The sequence below is a fragment of the Jannaschia helgolandensis genome (assembly GCF_900109285.1).
GTDB classification, from domain to species: domain Bacteria; phylum Pseudomonadota; class Alphaproteobacteria; order Rhodobacterales; family Rhodobacteraceae; genus Jannaschia; species Jannaschia helgolandensis.
Genome location: NZ_FNZQ01000005.1, coordinates 21167 through 46349 on the forward strand (window position 1 = coordinate 21167; position 25183 = coordinate 46349).

The 25183-nt window shown below is 59.5% G+C and carries 21 protein-coding genes and 2 pseudogenes; 11 read left to right on the forward strand and 12 right to left on the reverse strand.

The window, feature by feature from the left end:
• Positions 1-26 precede the first annotated feature (26 nt).
• The 4 genes and pseudogenes from BMY38_RS18445 to BMY38_RS12795 all read right to left on the reverse strand — a co-directional run bounded on the left by BMY38_RS18445 (position 27) and on the right by BMY38_RS12795 (position 1972).
• Complete coding sequence (locus tag BMY38_RS18445; RefSeq protein WP_245737624.1) at positions 27-158, reverse strand: arginine deiminase family protein; 132 nt, start codon at positions 156-158, stop codon at positions 27-29.
• 55 nt (positions 159-213) lie between these two features.
• Positions 214-696: an arginine deiminase family protein gene (locus tag BMY38_RS18450; RefSeq protein WP_245737605.1), complete on the reverse strand. Its 483-nt coding sequence runs from the start codon at positions 694-696 to the stop codon at positions 214-216.
• Positions 696-917, reverse strand: coding sequence for a hypothetical protein (locus tag BMY38_RS18455; RefSeq protein WP_245737606.1), 222 nt, complete (start codon positions 915-917; stop codon positions 696-698). Before BMY38_RS18455 ends, BMY38_RS18450 begins: the two co-directional genes overlap by 1 nt.
• Positions 914-1972 (reverse strand): annotated as a pseudogene (locus BMY38_RS12795) (YfcC family protein). The gene BMY38_RS18455 and the pseudogene BMY38_RS12795 overlap by 4 nt, the downstream one beginning before the upstream one ends.
• A 153-nt stretch (positions 1973-2125) precedes the next feature.
• Here BMY38_RS12795 and adhP point away from each other — a divergent pair.
• Both adhP and BMY38_RS12805 read left to right on the forward strand, forming a co-directional pair.
• Positions 2126-3154, forward strand: a complete 1029-nt coding sequence (adhP, locus tag BMY38_RS12800; RefSeq protein WP_245737610.1) for an alcohol dehydrogenase AdhP — start codon at positions 2126-2128, stop codon at positions 3152-3154.
• 15 nt (positions 3155-3169) lie between these two features.
• Positions 3170-3790, forward strand: coding sequence for an exopolysaccharide biosynthesis protein (locus tag BMY38_RS12805; protein ID WP_092763411.1), 621 nt, complete (start codon positions 3170-3172; stop codon positions 3788-3790).
• Here the strand turns inward: BMY38_RS12805 and BMY38_RS12810 are convergent.
• The 3 genes from BMY38_RS12810 to BMY38_RS12820 all read right to left on the reverse strand — a co-directional run bounded on the left by BMY38_RS12810 (position 3737) and on the right by BMY38_RS12820 (position 5486).
• Positions 3737-4537: a universal stress protein gene (locus BMY38_RS12810; protein ID WP_281243231.1), complete on the reverse strand. Its 801-nt coding sequence runs from the start codon at positions 4535-4537 to the stop codon at positions 3737-3739. The genes BMY38_RS12805 and BMY38_RS12810 overlap by 54 nt on opposite strands.
• Positions 4538-4866: 329 nt before the next feature.
• Complete coding sequence (locus tag BMY38_RS18740) at positions 4867-5097, reverse strand: YgaP family membrane protein (RefSeq protein ID WP_092763415.1); 231 nt, start codon at positions 5095-5097, stop codon at positions 4867-4869.
• 74 nt (positions 5098-5171) lie between these two features.
• Positions 5172-5486 (reverse strand): phasin family protein, encoded by a 315-nt coding sequence (locus tag BMY38_RS12820; RefSeq protein ID WP_245737611.1) that lies wholly within the window; start codon positions 5484-5486, stop codon positions 5172-5174.
• Between the two features lie 306 nt (positions 5487-5792).
• On the opposite strand from BMY38_RS12820, the gene BMY38_RS12825 reads away from it, so the two are divergent.
• Genes BMY38_RS12825 through BMY38_RS12835 form a run of 3 tightly spaced genes read left to right on the forward strand, consistent with a single transcriptional unit; the run spans position 5793 to position 9946 of the window.
• The gene (locus BMY38_RS12825; protein ID WP_217638814.1) at positions 5793-7220 is read left to right on the forward strand and encodes a bifunctional aminoglycoside phosphotransferase/ATP-binding protein; all 1428 of its coding nucleotides are present in this window, start codon (positions 5793-5795) and stop codon (positions 7218-7220) included.
• On the forward strand, positions 7210-8373 hold the full coding sequence (locus BMY38_RS12830) for a site-2 protease family protein (protein ID WP_092763420.1): 1164 nt from the start codon (positions 7210-7212) through the stop codon (positions 8371-8373). Before BMY38_RS12825 ends, BMY38_RS12830 begins: the two co-directional genes overlap by 11 nt.
• Before the next feature lie 40 nt (positions 8374-8413).
• Positions 8414-9946: a PAS domain S-box protein gene (locus BMY38_RS12835; RefSeq protein ID WP_092763422.1), complete on the forward strand. Its 1533-nt coding sequence runs from the start codon at positions 8414-8416 to the stop codon at positions 9944-9946.
• Here the strand turns inward: BMY38_RS12835 and BMY38_RS12840 are convergent.
• Positions 9922-10680 (reverse strand): response regulator, encoded by a 759-nt coding sequence (locus BMY38_RS12840; protein ID WP_092763424.1) that lies wholly within the window; start codon positions 10678-10680, stop codon positions 9922-9924. The two genes, BMY38_RS12835 and BMY38_RS12840, sit on opposite strands and share 25 nt — an antisense overlap.
• Before the next feature lie 171 nt (positions 10681-10851).
• Between BMY38_RS12840 and BMY38_RS12845 the strand changes: the two genes are divergently transcribed.
• The gene (locus BMY38_RS12845; RefSeq protein ID WP_245737612.1) at positions 10852-11532 is read left to right on the forward strand and encodes a helix-turn-helix domain-containing protein; all 681 of its coding nucleotides are present in this window, start codon (positions 10852-10854) and stop codon (positions 11530-11532) included.
• A 10-nt stretch (positions 11533-11542) separates the two neighbouring features.
• Here the strand turns inward: BMY38_RS12845 and BMY38_RS12850 are convergent, their stop codons facing one another.
• Genes BMY38_RS12850 through BMY38_RS12860 form a run of 3 tightly spaced genes read right to left on the reverse strand, consistent with a single transcriptional unit; the run spans position 11543 to position 13613 of the window.
• Positions 11543-11968, reverse strand: coding sequence for a DUF3775 domain-containing protein (locus tag BMY38_RS12850; RefSeq protein WP_092763426.1), 426 nt, complete (start codon positions 11966-11968; stop codon positions 11543-11545).
• 12 nt (positions 11969-11980) lie between these two features.
• Positions 11981-12409, reverse strand: a complete 429-nt coding sequence (locus tag BMY38_RS12855) for a DUF2267 domain-containing protein (protein WP_092763428.1) — start codon at positions 12407-12409, stop codon at positions 11981-11983.
• 4 nt (positions 12410-12413) lie between these two features.
• Complete coding sequence (locus BMY38_RS12860) at positions 12414-13613, reverse strand: DUF8173 domain-containing protein (RefSeq protein ID WP_092763430.1); 1200 nt, start codon at positions 13611-13613, stop codon at positions 12414-12416.
• A 392-nt stretch (positions 13614-14005) separates the two neighbouring features.
• Here BMY38_RS12860 and BMY38_RS12865 point away from each other — a divergent pair, with 392 nt between their 5' ends.
• The 5 genes and pseudogenes from BMY38_RS12865 to BMY38_RS12885 all read left to right on the forward strand — a co-directional run bounded on the left by BMY38_RS12865 (position 14006) and on the right by BMY38_RS12885 (position 22197).
• Entirely contained in the window at positions 14006-14845 is an 840-nt protein-coding gene (locus tag BMY38_RS12865; protein ID WP_092763432.1) for a universal stress protein, read from the forward strand.
• Positions 14846-15039: 194 nt separating this feature from the next.
• Positions 15040-17772, forward strand: a complete 2733-nt coding sequence (locus BMY38_RS12870; RefSeq protein WP_092763434.1) for an HAD-IC family P-type ATPase — start codon at positions 15040-15042, stop codon at positions 17770-17772.
• A gap of 468 nt (positions 17773-18240) precedes the next feature.
• Positions 18241-19122: an MBL fold metallo-hydrolase gene (locus BMY38_RS12875; protein WP_092763437.1), complete on the forward strand. Its 882-nt coding sequence runs from the start codon at positions 18241-18243 to the stop codon at positions 19120-19122.
• A gap of 45 nt (positions 19123-19167) precedes the next feature.
• A pseudogene (locus BMY38_RS12880) lies at positions 19168-20054 on the forward strand (NAD(P)/FAD-dependent oxidoreductase); the annotation flags it as partial.
• A 334-nt stretch (positions 20055-20388) separates the two neighbouring features.
• A complete protein-coding gene (locus tag BMY38_RS12885; protein ID WP_092763439.1) occupies positions 20389-22197 on the forward strand; it encodes a PHA/PHB synthase family protein in 1809 nt (602 codons plus the stop codon).
• Between the two features lie 146 nt (positions 22198-22343).
• Here BMY38_RS12885 and BMY38_RS12890 read toward each other — a convergent pair whose 3' ends face one another.
• Positions 22344-25133, reverse strand: a complete 2790-nt coding sequence (locus tag BMY38_RS12890; protein ID WP_092763441.1) for an ATP-dependent Clp protease ATP-binding subunit — start codon at positions 25131-25133, stop codon at positions 22344-22346.
• Positions 25134-25183: the final 50 nt, after the last annotated feature.

Consider the following 25183-nt stretch of genomic DNA (forward strand, 5'->3'; position numbering starts at 1 on the left):
GTGGGGATCTCGCTCGATCGGGCAGGTCATGCAGTGTCCGCCGCCCTGCCCCGCCCCAGTTCCGAGCCGCGCAGGGTAATGACCTCTAGCCCTGCCTTGCGCAGCAATGTGCTGGTATGGGTGTTGCGGTCATACGCCATGACGACGCCGGGCTCGATCGCGAAAACGTTGTTGCCATCATCCCACTGTTCGCGTGCCTGTGCCTGGGCGTAACTACCAGCACGTCAACGCTTCCGCCTCGTCGGTGTAGCTTGTGGCAATGTCACGGTCGCAAAGAGAAAACACCGTATCGAGATGCGTCGCGGCGCGTGCTGGTGGCATGGCGCAGCCGATGACGCGCTCGACGGCACCGGCGGCGAACAATGCGCGCGCGACCTGCCCCACAGCCTGCGGTGTTGTGCGCTCGCCCATTCCGATCAGGACAATGCCGCGCCCGTTGGGCATGACGTCGCCACCTTCGAGGCTGGCGGGTTGCATGTCTTCATCCGCACCACCCCACCAGACCTTCTCCTTATTTGCGAACATTGGGTGAAAGCGATAGATCGCATCCATCAGCAGCGTTTCCTGCTGACGTACGCGCCAATGCATTGGGTTCAGGGTCACTCCGCCATAGATCCAAGCCGAAGTGTCGCGTGTGAACAGCATGTTCGGCAGTGGCTGCAGCAAAAAACCTTCGCGGCCAAGAACTGCGGCCATCATCCCTGTGGAGCGAAGTGCAGATCGTGGACCGCGATGCCGCCGATCAGGAAGCGCGCAAGTTCTTGTGCGGGCATCTCCTCGAGCCAGCCGAGAAGTTCGTCAAGCACCCCCACGCCGACGACATTCGCGGGCGTCAACCGCTCGTGAGCCAAACCCGGTGCGCAGACGATCACGCGCCGGAGCTTGCCGGTTTCGGAATGGACGCCAAGCGCGGTCATAGCATCACCGCCAGGCTCAGCGCAGCCATGATGAGGACCGTGAGGATCAGCAGCAGTGGCGCCACGAAGCGCAACCAGCGGTCGTAGGGCACCCGTCCTATGGCCAGCGCGCCGACAACTACCGCTGAGGTCGGTGTGATGAGATTCACGATACCGGATGCCGACTGATAAGCGGTAACGGCCAGCGACCGGTCCACGCCCGCGAAATCCGAAACCGGTGCCAGGATGGGCATCGACAGGACGGCAAGGCCAGACGTTGAAGGGACGAGAAGCTCATCGCCACTTCGTTCCAATACATTCCATTGATGAACACGACCTCAGACTGGCCTGCGATCGCCTGTTCCGAGGCGTTGAGGATCGTGTCCGTTATCCGGCCTGCATCCATGATGACCACGATACCGCGCGCGAGATCCATAATGAGCGCCACACCAAGGAGGTCGCGCGCCGTCTACGAACGCTTCGACGAAAGGCTTTTCGCCGATCAACGCGACGGTGCCGATAACCAGCGCCGCGCCAAGGAAAAGCATCGACATCTCGGCCATCCACCAGCCCTGAACGGCCACGCCCCAGATCATGACCGCAAAGGTTATGCCGAATAGAATGAGGACGAGTTTCTGCCGTCCTGACAGATCGGCGGCCAGACCGACAGTTTTGCCCATGAAATGGCGCAAATTGTCCTCGCGCCGGTCCGCGACGATAGAGCGCGAGGGGTCGGCCTTCACTTTCGCCGCATAGCGCATCACGAAAACCACGCAGATCAGCCAGCCGATTCCAAGGATCGCCAGTCTCAGGAGCAACCCGTCGGTAAACGGAATATTTGCGGCATCGGAGGCGATGGCGGTTGCGAAGGGATTGATCGTCGATCCCAACACTCCGATCCCTGCACCGAGCAGGATCACCGCCACGCCGGTCAGCGCGTCGTAGCCTGCGGCGATCATCACCGGTATCAGGATTGCATAGAACGCCAGCGTCTCTTCTGCCATGCCATACGTCATGCCTCCCGCGGCAAACAGAGCCATCAGGATCGGGATCATCCACTTTTCGCGGCCTTTCATGACATGGCTTTCTTCTGTCGCGTCCGACCCGTTGCGGGACCTTTGGCTCAGGAATGCCGGAATCACCGGTGCTTCGATTGATGCCGATCAAGTCCGGAACCGCATTTTCCATGCACTAGCTTGCATGACCTTACGCGATGAGGAGATTTTCCAATGACGATCCCCCAGACGATGAAAGCTGCCGTGGTTACCGAACTCGGCAAACCGCTGGATATCCGCGAACATCCCGTGCCACAGATCGGAGCCGGTCAGGTGCTGGTCCGGGTACGGGCGTCCGGTGTGTGCCACACTGATCTGCATGCAGCTATGGGTGACTGGCCCGTAAAACCAACGGCACCCTTCATTCCGGGGCACGAAGGTGTAGGCGAGATCGTAGCCCTTGGTACCGGTGTTACCCATCTGAAGGAAGGCGACCGGGTCGGCGTGCCCTGGTTGCACTCAGCCTGTGGCCGGTGCGAACATTGCACCGGAGGCTGGGAAACCCTTTGCGAAAGTCAACAGAACACCGGCTATTCCGTCGATGGAGCTTATGCCGAATACGTTGCGGCAGATGCCGATTATGTCGGCCAATTGCCCGACGGGTTCGATTTTGGTCCTGCCTCGCCTGTGCTTTGTGCGGGCGTGACCGTCTACAAGGGATTGAAAGAAACCGAAGTTCGGCCCGGTCAATGGGTCGCCATTCTGGGGATTGGCGGACTCGGTCATATGGCGGTACAATACGCCAAGGCCATGGGGATGCATGTCGTGGCAATCGACATCGCCGACAGCAAGTTGAAGCTCGCGAAATCCTTGGGCGCCGACGAGATAATCAATGCCGCGGACGTCGATCCGGTCAAGGAGGTCATTTCGCAGATCGGCGGCGTGCATGGCGCGCTCGTCACTGCCGTGAACACCAAGGCATTTGCCCAGGCGACGGGCATGCTGCGCCGTCATGGCACGATGTCACTCGTCGGCCTGCCCCCCGGCGACTTTTCCCTGCCGATCTTTGACGTCGTACTGAAGCGTCTGACGATCCGCGGCTCCATCGTCGGCACGCGCCTCGATCTGTCCGAAGCCTTGGCCCTTGCGGCGGAAGGGCAAGTGAAGACGACATTCAACTGGGCAAAACTCGACGACATCAATGAAATTTTTGATTGGATGCGCGAGGGCCGGATTGAGGGCCGGGTTGTTCTGGAGATCTAAACTGAGGTCGTAACATTGCTTCATGAGCAGCTTGACCCAAAATCTGACACGAACGAGATCAGCTTTGCCGCCCTTCTCGAAAGTCTGAGCAATCAAGCCCGCGCTGGCACGGAAGTAACACTTGGCAGTGCGCTCGATCAGGCAGGGGCGCGGATGCACGGTGTCGCGATCCTGCTGTTCGCCCTGCCCGACTCTATCCCTCTCCCCATCCCGAGTGCAGGGGCAATTCTTGGTGTTCCGCTTATGATAATCTCGGCTCATCTGGCTCTGTACGGAGAACGGGGCAGTCTGCCGCGACGCGCCAGACGCATACGCCTGCCGCTGCGGATGATCGAGACCATGATACGGTTTCTCGCCGTTCCGTTACGATGGGCGGAAAGCAGGAGCTACGAGCGACTGCCGATATTCGCGAAACGCGAAAGGCTTGTCGGTGTCGTCTGCCTGCTCATGTCTTTACTTCTGGTGATGCCAATTCCGCTTATGAACGCACCGCCGGCCATTGCGATAGCCTGCATGTCTTGGGGCCTGGTTCAGCGAGATGGCGTTTTCGTGGGGATAGGAATAGCTGTTTCCATCGGCGTTTTAGTCAGCATCCTCATTTTTGCCGATCTGATCCTGAACGCGCTTACCGCATAGCGGTACAATAAGAATGTCAAAATTCGAATATGACAAAAGTTCGTGCGCTGTGCTGCCCAAGATCGCGGAAGACAGCCAGGAACGGCTATGTGCCCCAACACAAATCAGGTCCGAACCCAATTCTGCTGCAACGCGAGGTAATATATCTATTGCGCTGCCTTCGTGTAGAATTACTTCGCGCTTTTCGATTTTGATCGGCATGCTATTGAGCCATATGTCGACTTCTCGCCTGATATCGTCTTCGATTCCTCTCTTGTCAGTGGCCGATATGCTCCCTGTTCGGTCGGTGGACATTGTGAGGTTTTTGAACGGTACATGATAGGCGTGCATCAAAGCCACGTTATTTGCTCCAACAAGCTCGGTCGCGAGAGATACCGCGTTCGATGAACAGGTCGAAAAATCCAAGCCGACGACGGCGCGAACATAGTGGGCGACGGGCTCCCGCCTTGCCACCAGAATCGGAACCTCCGAGGTGCGCGCCATGCGTTCGATGGTTGTTCCACGGAAAAACTCAGCAATTCCGCGATCTCGGTGGCGACCTATGACAATAAGATCCGCACCAAGATCGACGGCGGTAGAGGCGATATCAATACTGGGATCACCGAATATGAAAGAGACCTCGACATCGAGCGCCTTGGTGTCTTCGATCTTCGCTAGCTGTGACGTGATAAACTTCTCGGCGACTTGTTTCTGCATATCACCGATGATCAATGGCCAGTCCCCGTCGACGACATGAATGACATGCAGCTTGGCTACGGGCGATCAAAGACGCCCGTCGCAGTGCAATATCGGATCGATCAGAAAGATCTGTGGCAACCAGAATTTTCTTCATCGCTCCTCTCCGGTTAGAATAGATTACACTGAGTCATAATAATCGCCAAGTCGTTTGAAAGTCCGGAATCTATTTCAACGTTTCATTTTCAGCTGCTCAATACCTGAGCACGGGTAGATTCACCTACTATCGGCTTGCAGACTGCCGAATGTCAAAAATGACGGTACCGTTGAAAATGAATCACCTTGTCCTGCAGCCTGCGAACTCTGCCGTGCCTACCTGTCACACCCCGTGTTATTGCTCACTATTTCTGTCGGGTAGATGCCCCCAATGCCGTATAGATAGGACAGGACCGAACATATGCGGTAACTACGAGAACGATGCCAACGACCACGGAAGCAGCAACAATCAAAGGGGCGAACGATAGAATATACTGGTTCCAAAGCGGTGCCAGTATGAGAAACAGTCCAATAATATATCTGATAACGCGGTCAGCCGCTCCGATATTGATCGTCATGATTTTTCTTTTCTTCATGTTGCGTTATATTGCTGTCCAAAGAGCATTTACTGTCTGGCCCGTCAGGTTGTTTAGCCGATAAAGTGCAAGCTTCATTCAGGCGCCGACTTTCCGACGATTTCAGTTAGCTTCGCAGTCTCGGCATAATATTGATTGATCGCCTTCTGGACGAACTCCGCCTGCACCTGCTGCATCTCCGGGACCGATTTACAATGAAAAAGCTTTTGCTGGGTCTGGACGTCTTCCTTCATCCGTGCGGCTGCGAATGTCGTCAGCTCAGCGCCAAAATTCGCAAGGTTCTCCAGCCATGTCATCCCGTCCCAGGGTGTATGTGAAATCGGCCGGAAGCAGGCATCCGGGTCGCCAATATCCTGAGCCGCAGGGGGAGTGTCGCTGTTGCTGTCCATCTCGGTCTCCTTGATTCTGCCTACATGCCGAAAACGATAGGACATGTTGCAGTGCGGGGATTGATCTCGCTCAAGCCATGGTCCGGAAAAAACGCTTAGTATTGGCATGCATCTCTCCTGGTCGGCAGGCAAATGGGTAAGAACAGGCAAAAAAGTCATGTCAAGACGAGCGGGTCCGCGGCTCAGGCAGAGGTCATTCGCTTTCTCGAGAGCGGAGCGGGTTTCGGAGGCAGCACGCAAAGGATCGACACGCATGGTGCTATCATCTTCCTGACCGGAGATCGGGCTCTAAAAATCAAACGCGCCGTGAAGTACGACTACATGGATCTGTCGACCGTCGCAAAGCGTCATACCCTGCTTGATCGCGAACTCGAACTCAACAAGAGCACTGCGCCGTCAATCTACAGGAGCGTCATGCCGATTGTCCGTCGGAAAGACGGGACGCTCGCGTTGGACGGCCCCGGAGACGTGCTTGAATGGGTACTGGTGATGAACTGTTTCCCTGCAAAGGCAGAACTGGCACACATTGCCGACGATTGCGGAATTGACGATGCTCTGGCCCTGAAAATAGGGGCTTCGATTGCCCGATATCACACGGCATCACCGGTCCGCAATCTGGACGGCGCAGCCCTGATTGAGGAAATAATCGACGAACTCGAACGTGTATTCCGCTCCATGGGCGAAGCAATCAATGTTGAAGCCTCCGATTTCATTGCGCGAAGCCGAAAGGTTTGGTCTGACCTGTCCGTGATTTTACACCAAAGGTCCAGAAACGGGCACATTCGGCGATGTCACGGCGATCTCCATCTGCGCAATATCGTTGTGATCGGCGGCGTCCCAACGCCTTTCGATGCCCTCGAATTCGATGAACGCCTAGGCACATGCGATACCCTTTACGATCTTGCGTTTCTGCTGATGGATCTCGACCACCGCGGAATGGGTCACCCGGCAAATCTGGTGCTGAATGCCTATTTCTCCGAAGCGTGCTCGGATTTGACCGATGCCGGTCTCTCGCTTCTGCCGTTATACCTCTCGATCCGGGCTGCAATACGCACGATGGTAGATGTTCAGACCGCTGCCGTCGCGGCAGACGGAATCGAAATGATGGGCGAGGCACGCGCCTATCTGATGCAGGCCATGGATTATCTCGATCCGAAGCCGACTGTCCTCCTGGCGATCGGCGGTTATTCCGGCACCGGCAAATCTACGGTCGCGCGTGCCATCGCGCACAAGATCGGTGCAGCACCGGGCGCGATGCACATTCGCAGCGATGTCGCTCGCAAGACGCTTCTGCATCATGATCCACTCACCCACCTCGGCGCGGAAGGCTATACGCCCGAAGTGACGGCCCGAACTTATGACGCCATACGCCATCAGGCCCGTATTGTTCTTGAACAAGGTCATTCGGTGATCCTTGACGCCGTTCATGGAAATGCTGATGCGCGCCGGGCCGCCGAAGATATCGCGACAGATGCCGGATGCGATTTCGTCGGAATCTGGCTGGAATCGAAAACGGCTACACGGCTGGCGCGAATCTCAACGCGCGGACCGGACGCGTCCGACGCGGATTCAACCGTTGTGATACGACAGGCCGGGGCGGATCCGGGCGCGATGCAATGGCATCGCATCGACACAGATCGATCCCTGGAGGAAGCCCTGTCAGCCGTTTCAATGACCCTGAATCCGCATAAGATAACTGATAAACAAACCCTTGGTGAATCTGATGTGGGGTAATGCCATAAGGATTGCACGGATCCATGGTTTCGAGATCAAGGTCGATGCAAGTTGGCTTCTGATCGCCGCGCTGATCGTCTGGAGTCTTGCTACCGCCTACTTTCCGGTCGAATTCCCGGATGCCCGGACTCCGGCGCTTCTTGTCATGGCCGTGGCGGCGATGCTGGGACTTTTCGGGTCATTGATCGTGCACGAATTGGCGCATGCCATCGTCGCGCGACGCTTTGGCCTTCGCATTTCAGGCATCACCCTGTTTCTTTTCGGAGGTGTCGCAGAACTCCAGTCGGAGCCGGTGAGCGGAGCGACCGAATTCTGGATCGCCATCGCCGGGCCGTTTGCCAGTTTCTGCCTCGCACTCGGATTCTGGTTCAGCGCTCTGGTCTCAGACATCATCGGGCTGCCGGCCGCTGCGCTCTCGATCTTCGGCTACCTGGCCGTAATCAACCTTGTCCTTGCCCTGTTCAATCTTCTGCCTGCGTTTCCGATGGATGGGGGTCGGGTGCTGCGCGCCTGGCTCTGGACGCGATCGGGCGATCTGGTGATGTCCACCAGACATGCAGTTACCGTTTCGAACGTGATCGCCTATGGGGTGATAGCGCTGGGTCTTTACGCCGTTTTCTCCGGTGCATTGGCTGCAGGGCTCTGGCCGATCCTGATCGGACTGTTCCTGTTGGCGACATCGCGCGCGTCCCTTGCCCGGCTGGAGACGGAGGTTGCGTTCGACGGGCGGACTGTCGCGACCTTCATGACGCGCGATCCATGGACGGCACGCGTGGATCAATCGCTGTCGGACCTGGTGAATAATGTGTTCCTGGAACACGCCATCACATTCGCACCCGTTTTGGAGAACGGGACCCTGCTGGGGTATGTCGATACCCAGATTGTCCGCAAGATCGACCGCGAACACTGGACGACAGTGATGGTTGAAGATGTGATCGAGAACGTGAATAACGATAATTCTGTTTTCTGTGACATGACTGGCCTCGACCTTATGGCGCGGATCATGAAAACAGGTCGGAGAAAATTCCTTGTTGTCGATGCAGAAAGGCTGGCCGGTGTGATCACTCTCACAGATGTTTTAGCGGTCATTAACGTATCGCGAGAGGTTGGGCCTGCGCCCCACCAATCGTATAGTCGAACTGCCCCGGAATGAGCTCAGGCGCTTTTCATCTAATTGATTCAGAGTGTTGACTATGGATATTGCCGATGATCGCGCCGTCCTTTTCGCGATTTTCGATGCCGCGGTCGATGCGATCCTCGTGTCGGACCATGACGGCACCATATTGCGCGTCAACAAGGCAACCGCCCTGCTCTTCGGCAGGTCCGTAGACGATCTCATGGGACAAAACGTCCGCATTCTGATGCCTGACGACATGGCAGTACGTCACGACGGATTCCTGCACCATCATCTCGAGACGGGCGAGAAGCGCATCATAGGGATCGGGCGAGACGTCGAGGGTCTGCGCGCAAACGGAACCGTCTTTCCACTGCATCTATCGGTCGGCCGCGCGGACATCGACGGCGAAGTCCTGTTTGTAGCGATTTTACATGACCGATCACATCGGCAAGCCGCCGAAGAGGCTGCGGCCCGATCTCAACGAATGGATGCGATCGGACAGATGACCGGAGGCATCGCCCACGACTTCAACAATTTGCTTACGGTGGTTGTCGGCAATCTGGAACTCTTGGAGATGTCCGGGCCTGCCGCACAAAGCCGTGCGTTGATTTCCGACGCGCTGGAGGCCGCGGAACTGGGGGCAGACCTCACCTCCCGGCTTATGGCTTTCGCCCGCAAAAGCAGCCTGAAGTCCGAGGTCATCGTCCTGAACGATCTGGTCGAACAATCCCTGGCCATGTTGAATCGAACCATCGGCGCACACATTTCGATCGACGCTGTTTTTGCCGAAAACGCCTGGCCTACGCGTGCGGATGCGACCCAACTTCAGACGGCCGTCCTTAATCTTGCGCTCAATGCACAGGACGCCATGCCCGGCGGTGGGAAAATCCTTGTCGAGACGCGCAATGTCGAACTGGACGATCGCTACATCGCGCAGGAGATCGGGGTCGAACCCGGAAAATACGTCCGGCTTTCAGTCAGCGATACGGGTGAAGGAATGTCGGCCGAAACGCGCAACCGGGCGATGGAGCCATTCTATACGACAAAGCCGGTTGGCCAGGGCACTGGGCTTGGACTTTCAATGGTCTATGGCTTCATCAAACAGTCGGAAGGTCACATCGCCATCTACAGCGAGATCGGAGAAGGAACGACAATCAGCCTCTATTTCCCTGCGATGGTGGATGAAACAGAGACCGGGAACGCCGTCGAGGAAAACCAGGATGGGCTATCGCGCTTTGGCGCGGAGAGGCTTGTTCTCGTGGTCGAGGACGATCCCCGCGTGATGCGACTGTCGCAGACCCGTCTGATGGCCTTCGGATTTCGGTGCATTACCGCAACGACCGGCGATGCTGCATGGAGCATCCTGAAAGACCGAGACGATATCTCCGTCGTGTTCACAGACCTGGTCATGCCCGGCAGGATGTCGGGTCACGATCTTGCCCGGAAGATCGCCGAAGACAAGCCCGGAGTGCGCGTTCTTATGACCTCCGGCTTCTCCGAAAGCGTCCTGCGCGGCGGCAGGATAGAGGCTGAATTCGCGATTTTGCGCAAACCTTACCGGCAAGCCGATCTGGCGCTCGCCCTTCAGACCGTGCTCGAAGACCGGTAATCCTGTTCGACTGCTATTTCGGTCAACATGTATCCAATGCCCCGGACTGTCTTTATCAGCGTCGGACGAGAGGGATCACGCTCGATCTTCTTGCGAAGGCGAGCCACCTGATTGTCGATCGTGCGGTCCAGAGGCGCCCATTCCGTCCCATCGATAAGATCCATCAGGCGATCGCGCGACAGGGGGCGCTTGGCATTGGCCACGAAGGCCGCCAGAAGTTTGAAGTCGGCTGTCGTCAGATTGCAGTCTTTACCATCTCGGTCGGTCAGCTGCATTCGATTAATATCAAGCTTTAACCCATCAAGATCGTGCAGCAGGTCTGTTGGCGGACTTGCGTCAACGGGTTCCGCGCGGCTTGCACCCCGCATCTTACTCCGACGCAATACGGCGTGCACACGGGCAAGAACCTCGCGTACGTGAAAGGGTTTCGTCAGATAATCGTCGGCGCCGAGTTCAAGACCAACCACGCGATCGATCACATCGTCCTTTCCGGTCACCATGATGATCGGCACATCATGGGTGCGGCGAATGTCCCGCGCGATATCCAGTCCGTCTTCGGTTCCCAAATTCAGATCCAGGGTCACAAGATCGGGGGGGGCATCCGAAAATGCCTCCCGCACACCGTTGCCGTCTGATGCTTCTTCCACGACGTATCCGGCCCCTTCCAGACAGCGTCTAAGGAGTGTGCGAATTTTCTGATCGTCTTCAACGACGAGAATGGTCTTGTCGGCCATGGCAATGATCCGGCGGAACGACCCATGAAATAACGATAAATACAGGTGTGGCCAGCCGCAACACGCTAATCGGCGGAAAGATACAAACCGATACAAACCGATACTGCCGCGCGTGTCTGACTGCGACACATCATTGGGATGGTGCCTGCGAACCAAACCGGAGAGCGCAGCATGTACGTAACACTTTCAGCCGAACCGATGTCTTTCCACACGCCATCGGTTATTCAACCGCCTTGCACGCAATCGAAGCCGCTTGTGCAACGGCAATTCAAGTCCGGTGCATATCTTTATCACGAAGGCGATGACGCCACCAATCTTTACGAGGTCGTGTCGGGTGTCCTTCGCCTGACCCGTGTCCTTGAAAACGGCAAACGGCAAGTCATCGCGTTCGGACTGCCTGGCGATATCGTCGGCTTCCCGAACGGGACACGACACCACACCGATTGCGATGTGCTCTCCTCCGCCGAGATCGTCATCTACAAGCGCCGCGTTTTCGAAGCGGGCGAAAGCGATCCGGAAACGCATCAGCGCCTTCTGCGCGCCGCGCTCCGCGAGATCAGCGCGATGCAGGACCACGTCATGATGCTCGCACGCAAATCGGCGATGGAGAAGATCGCATCGTTCCTTCTTGTCCTGTCGCAGCGGACGGGCGCTCCCATCGGCAACTATGCGACGTTCTCCCTGCCGATGAGCCGTGCAGACATCGCGGATTTCCTTGGCCTGACGATCGAAACCGTCAGCCGTACGTTTACCATATTGCGCAAGTCGAAGACGATCGCCCTCGGCACGCCGCAGACGGTTCTTGTCCTCGACCTGGATGCCCTCATCGACGCATCTCAGGCCGACACCTGACGAGGTCGCGCTAGTAGCTACCGTCTTCCAGAAGATGATCGTGACCAAGTTCCTCAAGGCCGCTGGCGATTTCGTCGGCGGCCATAGGGTGAGAAAGCAGATAGCGGGACGCCGGCGCGTCCGCGCGTTGCATAGCCAGCGCCAGGGCCTCCGGCCACTCGTCGCTGTCGAAGTCACCGCGCCCGACCCACATCAACGCAACAAGCTCCTGTTGATGATCGGGGTCCAGCCCATCGATCTCTGCGACCAGTTCCTCCCGGACAGCGCAGGTATCCACCTCTTCCTTGAGCGTAATGTGGTGTTCACCGTACAAAGCATTGTCGCGGGCATCTCGCGGCGTGTCCGCATCCCCAAGGCTTGCCGCCCGCAATTTGAACAACAGTCGCCGCAGATATCCCGGCTCAATTGTCAGGATATTGATATTTTCCGGTTCCATCGTCGCATCCTTTCAATCTGGCCACATGTCGCGGATCGCTTGCGGCAACCCCGCTTTGACGTCCCGGATCTCGCCTTCCGAAATCCTGTTGTCCAAGGTGCGGAACACAGCTTCGATGTCACGTGGGCCGCGCCAGTCGAGGACAGCCTCAACCTGTTTCTCGATGGCGGTCACGAAGTGCTCCGCCTTCCGGTCACGCACTGGCGTATGCGCCGGTTGCCAACCTTCAAAGAACATTCCGCGGATCAAAAGGGGCATCTGCGCAGACAGTTGCGCGGTCTCCTCGTGCCCCAGGTGATCGCGGAGCTGGACCAGTGTCACGCGCAGCAGGCGCATCGCATCCCGGCTGCTGCTCCAGCCCAGCCTGTCCCGCACCTCGTTGATCCATTCGTGGGTCAGTTGCACGGTATGATCGATCACTTCCAGTCCCTGCGCAGACATGGCTTTACTCCTGTTCCGGGTTGCGTTGAATTGGCTGCATGTCGACATCGAGCGCAGGGTCAATATTGCCGACCATCCGTTCGAACAGTGCCGTCGCTATTCCGCCGATCCCCAGCAGGACCAAGGCGAAATTCGCCATCCAGCCGAGCACCGGGATGTAATTCAGCAGCGCTATGAAGCTTACGCCGATCACGAGAGCCAGCAGTCGCATCCAGATCACCGGATTCTCGGCGGTTCCAAAGGCTCGAAGAACGCGCATGGCAAGGACGTAGGCACCGAGGATATATCCCAGGATCCAGACAAGCAGGATTGCCAGCAGGACGATCGGCACGAGCGGGACACCTAGTATGGTCATCGCACTGACAGGCACCAACCCGAAGAGCATCGACAGGCCGATCACTCCGGTCAGCAAGGCCATGCCGGGTCGTGCATCGATGCTTCGGCGCAGCCGCCGGACCTGCACCGGAGCGAGGGTGAGAAACAGCGCACCGATCACGACGAAGAAACCGAGCGTGACCAGAAATCCGCCGAATACCGTCAGGAACGTTGGACCGCGCGGCATCTCCCAGCCTTCCCACATCTCGTAGGCATTGTTGAAAATCTCGCTGCGCTGGAAAGGCTCATATACAATCCGGTCTGCCGATAGAACGAAGTCGGGGATATCGATGCGCTCTGGTGTCGAATATGTCAGTTTGCCGCCGATGCGGGCATCCGGACCGAACGTGAGCGTCTCCGCCCCGAGCAGGACATCCCCGGCGACTTCGGAATTGAGGGTGATCTTGCCGCCGACCGCTGCCAGCGCGCCCCGTATCGGACCATTGATCGTGATCCTTGCACCCGCCAGACGTGCGTTGCCCGCAACCTCCGCGCCCGGACCGGTCACGACGCTGAACCCCGTTGCCGTCAGATCACCGCCTACCGTGCCTCTCAGACCGACGGAAAAACCGGCCCCATAGAGATCGCCGCCGGTCGTCGCATCCACCCCGACCGCAAAACCGGCCGCGTGACCGTCCTGCGCGATCATACCGTCCAGGGTCACGGTAAAGCCGGTCGCCAGAACGTCCCGGTCCGCCTGCAACTGCGCAGCCGAGTCTCCGCTTCTCAGAATGTCGCCGCCGATCTGGCGATCCGGGGTCTCCGCCGCTCCTGGGCTGGACAGAACAGCCAGCACAGCGGCGAGCATTGCACCCTTTATCCCGATCATCACATCTCTCCTCGGACCGATTTGTCCAGGGAAGGATGCGCACCGAAACACGCAAGCCGGTTGATCGCGATCAACCGGAGATGGGGAAGGCGATGTTAGGACCAGTCATGTCACACAAGGGCAGACAACCTGACGTGAGGCATGGAAATCCGGAGGCATCGACCTCGGGCGAGACGCTGATCGAGATAGGCCGGAGGAGTGACATGCGCGAGGATCGCAACCTTGATTGCAATAATTTCAAATCCGGCGGTGCCAATCCTCGCAGGTCTGCCCGCAGGGTTCAGGGTCCGCGTATCGGATCGACACCATCACTCCCAGACATCGGGCACAGGTCACGCACGGACGCGTTTCGTGTCTGACGTCGCGCAGCCCATCCAGCAAAGGAGGACATCATGTCCATCAAGACCATACTTGCCTGTCTCACCTCTGAATCCAGCGCCGACGCCGTCATGACAGCCGCCTGCGCCCTGGCCCGCCGTCACGACGCACACCTGATCGGACTGCGCACAATCGAGGCTCTGATGGTCTATCCCGGTATTGCCCTGCACATTCCGGACGCCGCTCATGACGATTACGGGTCCTCACAGCTCGAACAAACCGAAACCTTGAAGGCGGTTTTCGAGAAGTACACCCATGCAGAACAGTTCGTGTCCGAATGGCGGCCGGTGAGGACCGGGATGGCAATGGCTGCCGACCGGATCGCAGAAAGCGCGGGTTGCGCCGATATCGTCGTCATTGCGGGGGGCGGAACGGACATCCACCAGTCGGCGGATATGAAACTCCTGGAGACGGTGATCCACGATTCCGGTCGTCCGGTGCTCGTCGTTCCCCCGACCGCTCGCCCCGATACACTCGGTCGTTCCGTTCTGATCGGCTGGAACGGCACGCGCGAGGCTGTCCGGGCGGCCCACGATGTTCTTTCCCTGCTTCAGGAAGGGGACATCGCCCATATCGTGCACGTGAACGACAGCAGCCATGGTGCTGACCAGGACGCGACCTCGCGCGAACTTGCGGCCGCCTTCGCCCGCCACGGGGTCGAGACGACCCTCGTTCAGAAGACATGGACGCACCCTGGTGTCGCTACTGCCTTGAACAAGGAGGCTTTCGAGAGAGGCGCAGACATGATCGCCATCGGGGCCTTTGGCCACTCCCGCGCCTATGACTTCATTATCGGCACGGCAACGCGGGACCTGCTCGGCAGATCCGATCTGCCGGTCCTGTTCTCGCGCTGATCCCGGGTATCGGCACAGTCCTGTCCGTGTGGTCGCAGTGGCGGCATCCGCCCTGCGCCGGATGCGACCCATGTCGATCTGCCTGCAAGGCGGCAATCGCCGGTACACTGAAACGGTGCTGATGCCGAGGATGTCATGAGATCGCACAGACCGGTGGATCAACCCGGCTCCGCCAATATTAGCAAAGTTTGTACATGACAAAGCAGACCCCGGCCGAACCGATCCGCATTGCAACGAACGGTGCCGATGCACCGGCGGGTTCACCGCTGACTGAACCGTTCACCCTGACGGTCGACGACGTGCTGATATCGCTCGGCGCCAGTCGCACGGGTCTGAGTGAATCGGAAGCCATCGACAGGCTCCAGCGACATGGCCCGAACCGCCTGCCCTCGTCGGCGCGGCGCAATCCATTTCTCCGTTTCCTCGCGCATTTCAATAACGTCCTGATCTACGTCTTGCTTGCCGCCGCGATCACGACGGCCAGCCTGCAGCATTACATCGATACCTCAGTCATCCTCGCGGTTGTGATTGCGAATGCGATTATCGGCTATATTCAGGAGGATCGCGCCGAGAAGGCAATGGACGCCATCCGGGACATGCTGGCACCGCAAACCACCGTGCTGCGCGACGGCGAGCGCCGCGCAATCGACACGGCCGATGTGGTTCCCGGTGATCTTGTCCTCCTTGAGCCGGGGGAAAGGGCACCCGCCGACCTGCGCCTGATCGAGGCCACGGGTCTTTTCATTGACGAAGCGATACTTACCGGTGAATCCGTCCCGGTCGAGAAATCGGTCGATGCCCTAGCCCGCGCGACTCCGATCGGCGACCGGACCTGCATGGCCTACAGCGGCACGCTGGTGACCAACGGGACGGGCCGCGGCGTTGTTGTCGCCACGGCAGAAAATACCGAAATCGGCAGGATCGGCGGACTGATTTCGCGGGTGCAGACGCTGACCACCCCTTTGGTCGCGCAGATGGACGTCCTCGCCCGATGGCTCACCATTCTGATCCTGCTGATTGCTTCGGTCCTGTTGGCCTATGGCTACTTTGTCGGCCAGCTGCCCTTCGATGAAATTTTCATGAATGTCGTCGGCCTGTCCGTCGCCGCGATTCCGGAAGGACTTCCGGCCGTGATGACCATCGCCCTTTCGGTCGGTGTCAGGGCCATGGCGCGCCGCAATGCCATCATTCGTCATTTGCCCGCGATCGAGACGCTGGGATCCGTTTCGGTAATCTGCACCGACAAGACCGGCACCCTGACGCGCAATGAAATGATGGTGGTGACGGCACTGACGCAGGCAGGGCTTTTTGCGATCGAGGGCCATGGCTACGATCCGACCGGTGCCATTCACCCAAGCCCCGCATCCAATACCCTGGCCGAGCTTGGCCGCGCGGCAGCGCTTTGCAACGACGCCGCATTGCGTCTGTCCGGTTCGACCTGGCAGTCAATCGGCGATCCGATGGAGGGTGCCCTCCTCGCTTTTTCGGCGAAGACAGAGGTCGATATCTCAGGTTGGTCCCGACGCGACGAAATACCCTTCGACGCCGTTCACCGCTACATGGCGGTGCTGGTCGAAGCCCCGGACGGTCGGCATTCCATAATGGTCAAAGGGGCGCCGGAACGCGTGCTTGCGATGTGCAAAACCCAACGTGGCGACGGTGCCGACGTCCCGCTCGACCAGGACTACTGGCAAGGCGAGGCGCATCTCATCGCCTCGAAGGGACAGCGTGTACTGGCTTTTGCAATGCGGGACGCGACCGTTGACGGCTTCGGATCAGACCAGCCCGACGGCGAATTCACCTTGATCGGCCTCGTCGGCATGATCGATCCGCCACGCCCCGAGGCGATTGGTGCAATCGAGGAGTGTCATGCCGCAGGCATTACCGTCAAGATGATCACCGGAGACCATGCCGGGACCGCTTCGGCCATCGGTCAGCAGATCGGGTTGCGAAATCCCACATCGGTGCTGACCGGTGCAGATCTCGATGCACGGAGCGACGCAGATCTGGCGCAGGCAGTTCTGGATACAAACATTTTCGCGCGCACCTCGCCCGAGAACAAGCTGCGCCTCGTCACCGTATTGCAGGCCCATGGTCTGACCGTCGCGATGACCGGAGATGGCGTGAACGATGCGCCGGCCCTGAAGCGTGCCGACGTCGGCATTGCGATGGGGGTCAAGGGTTCGGATGCCGCCAAGGAGACGGCTGTTCTGGTGCTGGCGGACGACAACTTCGCTTCCATCGCCGCCGCCGTCTCCGAGGGGCGCACGGTCTACGACAATCTGCGAAAGACCATAGGTTTCGAGTTGCCGACCAGCTTTGGAGAGGCGGGCGCGATCACCATCGCGCTGATACTCGGCCTCGCCTTGCCGGTCTCGCCCTTGCAGGTTCTCTGGATCAATCTCATCACAGGTATCACGCTGGGTCTGGCCCTGGCATTCGAACCGACCGAGCCCGGCACGATGCAGCGCCCGCCGCGTGCGCGCGAGACGCCGTTGCTGGATGCCACGCTGGGCTGGCATATCGTTCTTGTCTCCGTCCTGTTCGTCCTGGCCGTGTTCGGTATCGGTGCCTATGCCACGGCCAAGGGCTATCCGCACGCGCTGTCGCAAACTCTGGCGATGAACCTCCTCGTGGTGTTGGAGATTTTTCATCTCTTCTTCATCCGCAATATTTTCGGCACATCGCTGACCTGGGCCAGCGCGAAAGGAACGAGGGTGATCTGGACATGTCTGGCCCTGATTGTTCCCGCCCAATTCATCGTCACCTACTGGTCGGCGGCACAACAGGTTTTCGGCACAAGGGCGGTGTCCGTTGTGGACGGATCGGTGATCATAGCGATCGGGGTCGCGTTCTTCGCAATTCTGGAAGCGGAAAAACAAATCCGTCTGTCACTGTCGTCCCGTGCCGGGCCTGTCCATGAATAAGTCCTCCGATCGTCAGATCCCTCGCTGTCCCGACCGGGCTTTTACATGCGAGAATTGCCACCTGTCGGCCGTGAAGGCTGTCACGAAGACCCGTTTGCCACCTGATGCGCGTCAGGGTTTCCGGGGACATCTTCGATCCCGCGGTGAACCCGGCGCGACATTTGCAGCGGTGTCCGCCCCGGACCACCAATATGCGCCGGACGTTTGCTCGGAAACCGTGCCCCGTTGATCTCAGTCAAAGCCGAACCGCCCCCGACGAAGTAGGTGCCAGGCTATGGAAACCTTACGCACACTTCTTCAGTCCCTGCAGACTGGCGGTCTCTTGTCCGGGCACCACCGATCCGCGCCGGTAACTTCGTTCCCGGTGTTTTCAATTCCCGTCGCCAGCGCCGCAATCGGCATCCGTCTCAAGCGCTTTGTGCAAAATCCGATCAGGCCCGGCCGACAACAGCCTGAAAAGGAGCTATCATGCCCTATCCCGTCGACATGACAGTTCGGCCCGACGTCTCGGGCCATTTCGATCCCGCAACGAACACCATAAGTTATATCGTAAGGGACAGTGCCAGCGACCACTGTGCCATCGTAGACAGCGTCATGGACATCGACTACGCCGCTGGACGTATCACCTACGACCATGCCGATGCCCTGATCGCCGAAATTGAACGGCGCGGCCTGACGCTGGACTGGATCATCGAGACCCATGTTCACGCCGATCACCTGTCCGCCGCCCCCTACATCCAGCAGAAACTCGGCGGCAAGATCGGCATCGGGGCCCAGATCGTCACCGTGCAGGAAACGTTCGGCAAGATCTTCAACGAGGGCACCAGGTTTCAGCGCGATGGCAGCCAGTTCGACGCCCTGCTCGAGGATGGCGATACCTATCAGATCGGCGAAATGACCGCCTTCGCCCTTCATACGCCGGGCCATATGCCTGCCTGCATGACACATGTGATGGGCGATGCCGCATTCGTCGGTGACACGCTCTTCATGCCGGATGGCGGAAGCGCGCGGGCGGACTTTCCCGGTGGGGATGCGGGCACCCTCTATGACAGCATTCAGAAGGTGCTGCGCCTGCCCGACACGATGCGCCTTTTCATGTGCCACGATTATGGCCCGAACGGACGGGACATCGCCTGGGAAACAAGCGTGGCCGAGGAGAAGGCTCATAACATTCATGTCGGCGGCGGCACCACACGCGCGGCCTTCGTGAAGATGCGGCAGGCACGTGACGCCACCCTGGACATGCCCAAGCTGATCCTGCCGTCCCTTCAGGTGAACATGCGCGCGGGCGAAGTGCCCTGCGACGACGACGGCCATCCCGTCTTCAAGGTCCCGGTCAACGCGATCTAAGGCAGGTTGCATGGATATCAGGATCCTGACGCCCCGCCTGTCTGTCTGGTCGACACGTTAGGCCGAAACGGGGTGACGTCGAATTATCGCTATGACCTGGCACCCTATACATGGGAGCTGGTGTGCGGGCTGATCGTGGAAGGGCCGTTTTTACCCAACCCCCCATGCCGATCAAATGTGCGGGTGCGCCGCATAAGGCAATGTACCTGTCAGGCGAAGCGTGGCAGCGGCGGTGCGTCCTGGGTCGTATCGACATCCATTTCGCCACTGCCGGTCCCGTCCTCTTTGGGGTGAAGGATTATATCCCCGCACTGATGGAGTACGTCGACCGCTATGGCGTGTCGCTTGACTTCCATCATAATCTCGTTGCTGTCGACGGTCCGGCGAAAGTCGCCACCTTTGAGGTAAAACGCCCCGATGCAGCGTTGAAAACGGTCGAAATGCCCTTCGACATGCTGCACGTCTGCCCACCACAGACCGCACCCGACTTCATCAGGGTTTCACCCCTAGCCGATGCCGACGGATGGGTGGACGTCGACCAGGCGACGTTGCGGCACAAGACCTTCTACAACATCTGGTCGCTGGGTGACGTCATGAACGCGCCGAACGCGAAGACTGCCGCCGCTGCGCGGGTTCAGGCCCCGGTGGTCGCGGCAAATGTTTCCGCCGACATGGATGACCACGCGCCCACAGCACAATACAATGGCTACGGCGCCTGCCCGCTGACCGTGGAACGGGGCAAGATCGTGCTGGCCGAGTTCGGTTATGGCGGGATGCTTCTGCCGACCCTGCCGAAGGCGCTCATCGACGGAACCCGGCCAAGCCGCGCAGCATGGTTTCTGAAGGAGAAAATCCTGCCGCCGCTCTATTGGCAAGGAATGCTGAAGGGCCGTGAATGGATGGTGCATCCCGAAACTATCGAGCCTGACTGACTGACTGTCGGTGCTCCTCCGGGAATGCATGGCATCGAGAACTCGTTCTGTCTGCTCTGGAAACGCTCACGGCGATCGATACACAGCTGTCGGAGCCACCACCCCGATCAGGAAGGGTATTGCGTGCACGGGGTTTCTGCGTCACCTTTCCGGGGCAGTTTCCTGTTTCGAATGACGTCGCCTGCTGGCCGGGCCCGCCGGATCGGTCTGCGATTCTGCATATGGTCTCTGCCCCCCGCTCCGGGCCGCCAGCCGACTTGATCGCTGTCAATTGCAGCTCTGAGTGAACCGCTATCCTGAGCCGAGACCCAGCCATGAAGGGGTGCAGCGTCCAATGACCTCTGCCGTAATTCCCCACAAGTCCGCGACCGCTCCGGCTCGTTTGCCCGTTCCCCTGCCCCTTCCCAGCACTGCACCGGCCAAGGCCGCTCACCCCCATGCGGTTCTCGATCGTGCATCACGGGCTGTGCTGGCAAGGTTGACCGGCGGCGTATCTCCTTTCTCGATCCAGTCGGTCTGGCAGGGCTGGGCGCTGAATCTCGCCCGGTCGCCCGGTCGCCAACTGGAGCTTGTGGAGCGGGCGCAGGTGAACGCCGGAAAGGTGGGGGTTCTTGCGCTGTCGCATGCCCTGGGTCGGGAGGCCGAAGCACCGTTCAGGCCCCGGTCGTACGACCACCGCTTCGCGCATGCCTCCTGGGACATGCCGCTGTTCGCACTCTGGAAGCAGGCGTTTCTTGCAACGCAGGACTGGTGGGAAGCCGCGACGGACAACATGCCCGGACTGCGCCCGCAGGACGCCGACCGGGTCCAGTTCCAGGTTCGTCAGGCCCTCGATCTCGTCTCTCCGTCGAACTTTCCCTGGTTGAATCCCGAGATCATGGAGGAGACGGCAAGAACGGGCGGGCGAAACCTCATGGAAGGGACGGCGCTCATGACACAGGATCTCATCCAGACCCTTCTGCAGACAAAGCGCCCCGCCCCGGAGGGTTTTCGTATCGGCATCGATCTCGCCTGCACGCCGGTCGAGGTCATTTTTCGCAACGAGATGTTCGAGCTGATCCAATACGCGCCCCAGACCAAAACGGTGCGCCCCGAACCGATCCTTTTCGTTCCGGCCTGGATCATGAAGTATTACATACTCGACCTGTCGCAGCAAAACTCCATGGTCCGCTATTTCGTGCGGCAAGGATTCACGGTCTTCATGATTTCATGGCGCAATCCGGGGCCCGAACACGCTGATTGGTCGCTGGAGGATTATCGCACGAACGGCATCATGGCCGCGCTCGATGTGATCGGGGCCGTCGTGCCTGACGTGAAGATTCACGCCAACGGTTATTGCCTGGGTGGCACCCTCCTCGCGATCGCCGCCGCGACGATGGCACGAGACGGCGATGATCGCCTGGCAACGATTACCCTGATGGCAGCACAGGTAGATTTCGCCGAGGCCGGCGAACTGCTGCTGTTCGTCGACGAGAACCAGGTCGCCTTCGTAGAGGACTTCATGTGGGATCAGGGCTATCTCGACCGCCCGCAGATGACCCGCACCTTCGCCTCCATCCGGGCCGAGGATCTGATCTATACGCGTGCGGTCAACCGCTACTTTCTGGGCAAACCGGACTTGCCGACGGATCTGGGCGTCTGGAACGGCGATACGACACGGATGCCGGCAAGGATGCATTCCGAATACCTGCGCGGACTGTTTCTCGAGAACCGGCTGACGGCAGGCCGGTTTGCAGTGAACGGTCGCGTTATCGCGCTCAAGGACATCACAACGCCCATGTTCGTGGTCGGAACCGAGACAGACCACATCGCGCCCTGGCGGTCGGTCTACAAGATGCGCCTGTTTAGCGATTGTGATTTGACCTTCGCCCTGACCAGCAGCGGTCACAACGGCGGCATTCTGAGCGAGCCGGGCCATATCGGCCGGCACTACCGGATCGGACGGCGCGCGCATGGCGATCTCTACCAGGACCCCGACACATGGTTTGAAAACCACGACAGCATCGAGGGGTCGTGGTGGGAAGAATTGTCAGACTGGCTTCTGGCGGCATCGGGTCCGGCTGTTCCGGCGACGTCTCGGCCAGCAGTCCGGCGGTCCCCCGACAATGCGACAAATGCACCGGGCCGTTACGTGTTCGACTAGGTCCGGTGGCCGTCCGAATGGATGACTGGGCGATCGACCGGGCATACCGGGCCTATCGCATCTGCCACCGAAGATCCGAAGTTCCTTGGAGCAACGTCTGTCGGTGCACCGCGGGGGATGCGCCCGCGGTGCGGCCCTTGGTATACCTATTTTGCCATCGCCTCTGAATCCGCCTCCACTTCTGCATCCGCCTCTTCCTCGGGTGGGGCGGGGTGCGGTGCCGCGCCGCTTTTCTCGAGCCGCACCTTGTCCGCATCGTCATCCCAAAGAGCGCGCACCTCGTCGCCGTCCTCGACCGCTCCACTGAGCATTTCGCGCGCCAGCACCGTCTCAAGCTCGGACCGGATCAGACGCCGCAACTCGCGGGCGCCGAACTCGGGCGCATAGCCTTCGTCGGACAGGTGATCGATCAGACTGGCATCCGGGATAAGCGTCACACCCTGCCCTGCGGCTGTCGCAGCCACGCGGGCCAGTTGCATCTCGACGATCTGGCGGATCTCGGAACGGTCGAGCGCGTGAAACACGATCACCTCGTCGATCCGGTTGATGAACTCGGGCCTGAAATGGCTCCGCAGAACGCCCATCAGATCGGCCTTGAGTTTCTGTGCATCCGCCTTCTCGGTGCCGCGGATTGCCAGATCGCGCTGAATCACGTCCGAGCCAAGGTTCGATGTGGCGATGATGACCGTATTCTTGAAATCGACAACGCGCCCCTTGCCATCCGTCAGGCGACCGTCATCGAACACCTGCAACAGAATGTTGTAGACGTCGCCATGCGCCTTCTCGATTTCGTCCAGCAGAATTACGCTATGGGGTCTGCGGCGCACCTTCTCGGTCAGTTGGCCGCCTTCGTCATAACCGACATAGCCCGGCGGCGCTCCGATCAGACGAGCGACAGTGTGCCGCTGGCCGTATTCGGACATGTCGATGCGGATCATCGCATCTTCATCTCCGAAAACCACTTCCGCGAGTGCCTTGGCCAGTTCCGTCTTGCCGACGCCCGTCGGACCGAGGAACAGAAAATTGGCGATCGGTCGATCCCCTTCGCGCAGGCCCGCGCGGGCAAGCCGGATGGCGTCCGAGACCGCGGCGATGGCCTCGTTCTGTCCGATGACGCGCCTGTGCAGCCGGTCCTCCATATGCAGAAGCTTCTCCTTCTCCTCGACAGTCAGTTCCGTCACCGGAATGCCGGTCAGCTTCGAGACGACCTGAGCGACATCGGCGGCGCGCACCTCGGAAGAGCCTGACGCCTGCGCGCGTTTCCACTCCTCGGTCGCCTTCTTCAGATCTGCCTCCTTTTCGGTCAGACGCGCGCCGATTTCGGCGGCTTCGTCGAAATGCTTGCGTGCGGCGGCATAATCCTGCTCACGTTTCAGCTGCCTGACCTCGGCGTCCATTTCCTGCGCCTCGACGGGACGTGCACTCTTGGCAAGCTTCACGCGCGCCGAGGCCTGGTCGATCAGGTCAATTGCCTTGTCGGGCAGGAACCGCGCTGTGACATAGCGGTCCGATAACTCGGTGGCCGCGATGATCGCTTCGTCCGAGATCGTGACCTTGTGATGCGCCTCGAACATGTCGCGCAGGCCACGCAGGATCATGATGGTCTGGGCTATGGTCGGCTCCTCGACATAGACCGGCTGGAAACGGCGCTCCAGCGCCGCGTCCTTTTCGATGTATTTCTGATACTCGTTGAGCGTCGTTGCCCCGATCAGGTTCAACTCGCCGCGTGCCAGCGCGGGTTTGAACACGTTGGCAATATCGAGGCCCCCCTCACCGCCGCCCTGCCCCGCACCCACGATGCTGTGGATCTCGTCGATGAAAAGAACCAGGCTTTCCTTCTGATCAAGGATTTCCTTCAGGATCTCCTGGAGCCGTTCCTCGAATTCCCCCCGGTACTTGGCCCCCGCCACCAGCGCGTTGACATTCAGTTCGACCAGCCGCTTATCGGCCAGCGCTTCGGGCACCTCGCCGGCCAGGATACGCTGCGCCAGCCCTTCGACGATCGCAGTCTTGCCGACACCCGGATCGCCGATCAGCACAGGGTTATTCTTCTTGCGCCGCGCCAGAACCTCGATGGTGGTCTCGATCTCACGCGCGCGCCCGAAGACGGGGTCCAGTTTGTTCTCGGCCGCCAGTTTCGTCAGATCGCGCGAATATTTATCGAGGTTGGGCGTATTGCTCGGCGCATCGACGCGTCCCCCCTCGGCACCCCGGCCGACGACCTTCGTGACTTTTTGGCGGATTGCCTGGGACGACAGGCCATAGCGGCGCAGGATATCGGCGGCCATGCCCTCCCCTTCTTCGGCCAATCCGATCAGCAGGTGTTCGGGACCGACATAGGAATGACCCAGATCCGAAGACGCCTGTAAGGCGCGCGCCATGGCGTCCTTCACGCGGGGTGCGACGCCGATCTGCGTCGTCTCCGAGACATCCTCTGCCTTGCCGCGCGGGGCCGCGTCTTCAAGTTGCTGCCGCAGATCGGTCGAGGAAACCTTGAACTGGTCAAGTATCGTCGCGACAACCTCGCTTCCGGTCAGCGCCAGCAACAGGTGTTCGGTATCGACCTCCCTGCGCCCGAATTCTGTCGCGGTGCGGGCGGCATCCTGCAACAGCTTCTCGGCCTGGGAACTCAGTCGTTCCGTCAGGGCGCCGCCATGCCGCTGGCCAGCCTGCATCGTATCGGCCTCACCGGCTGACCGTTCGGTCCCGGCCCCTCTGTATGTCTGGAACAACCCGTCACCGATGAAATCGTCGAAAAGGCTGCCGCGCCGCCCAAACAGCGATTCAAGCGGCGAACTGGACTGCTGCTGCCGTGCCGCTAGACGTCGGTAATCCACATCGCAAAGCTCTACGGTGCGCCGCAGACCGTTTTCCACTATCTGAGCGCGCAGGCTTGCAGGACGGGTGTTGCAAATGTCGCAAATACCATTCGCCATGTGATGCTCTCCTGATGCAATTTTCTGATGCAATTCTTCGGCACGGGGGT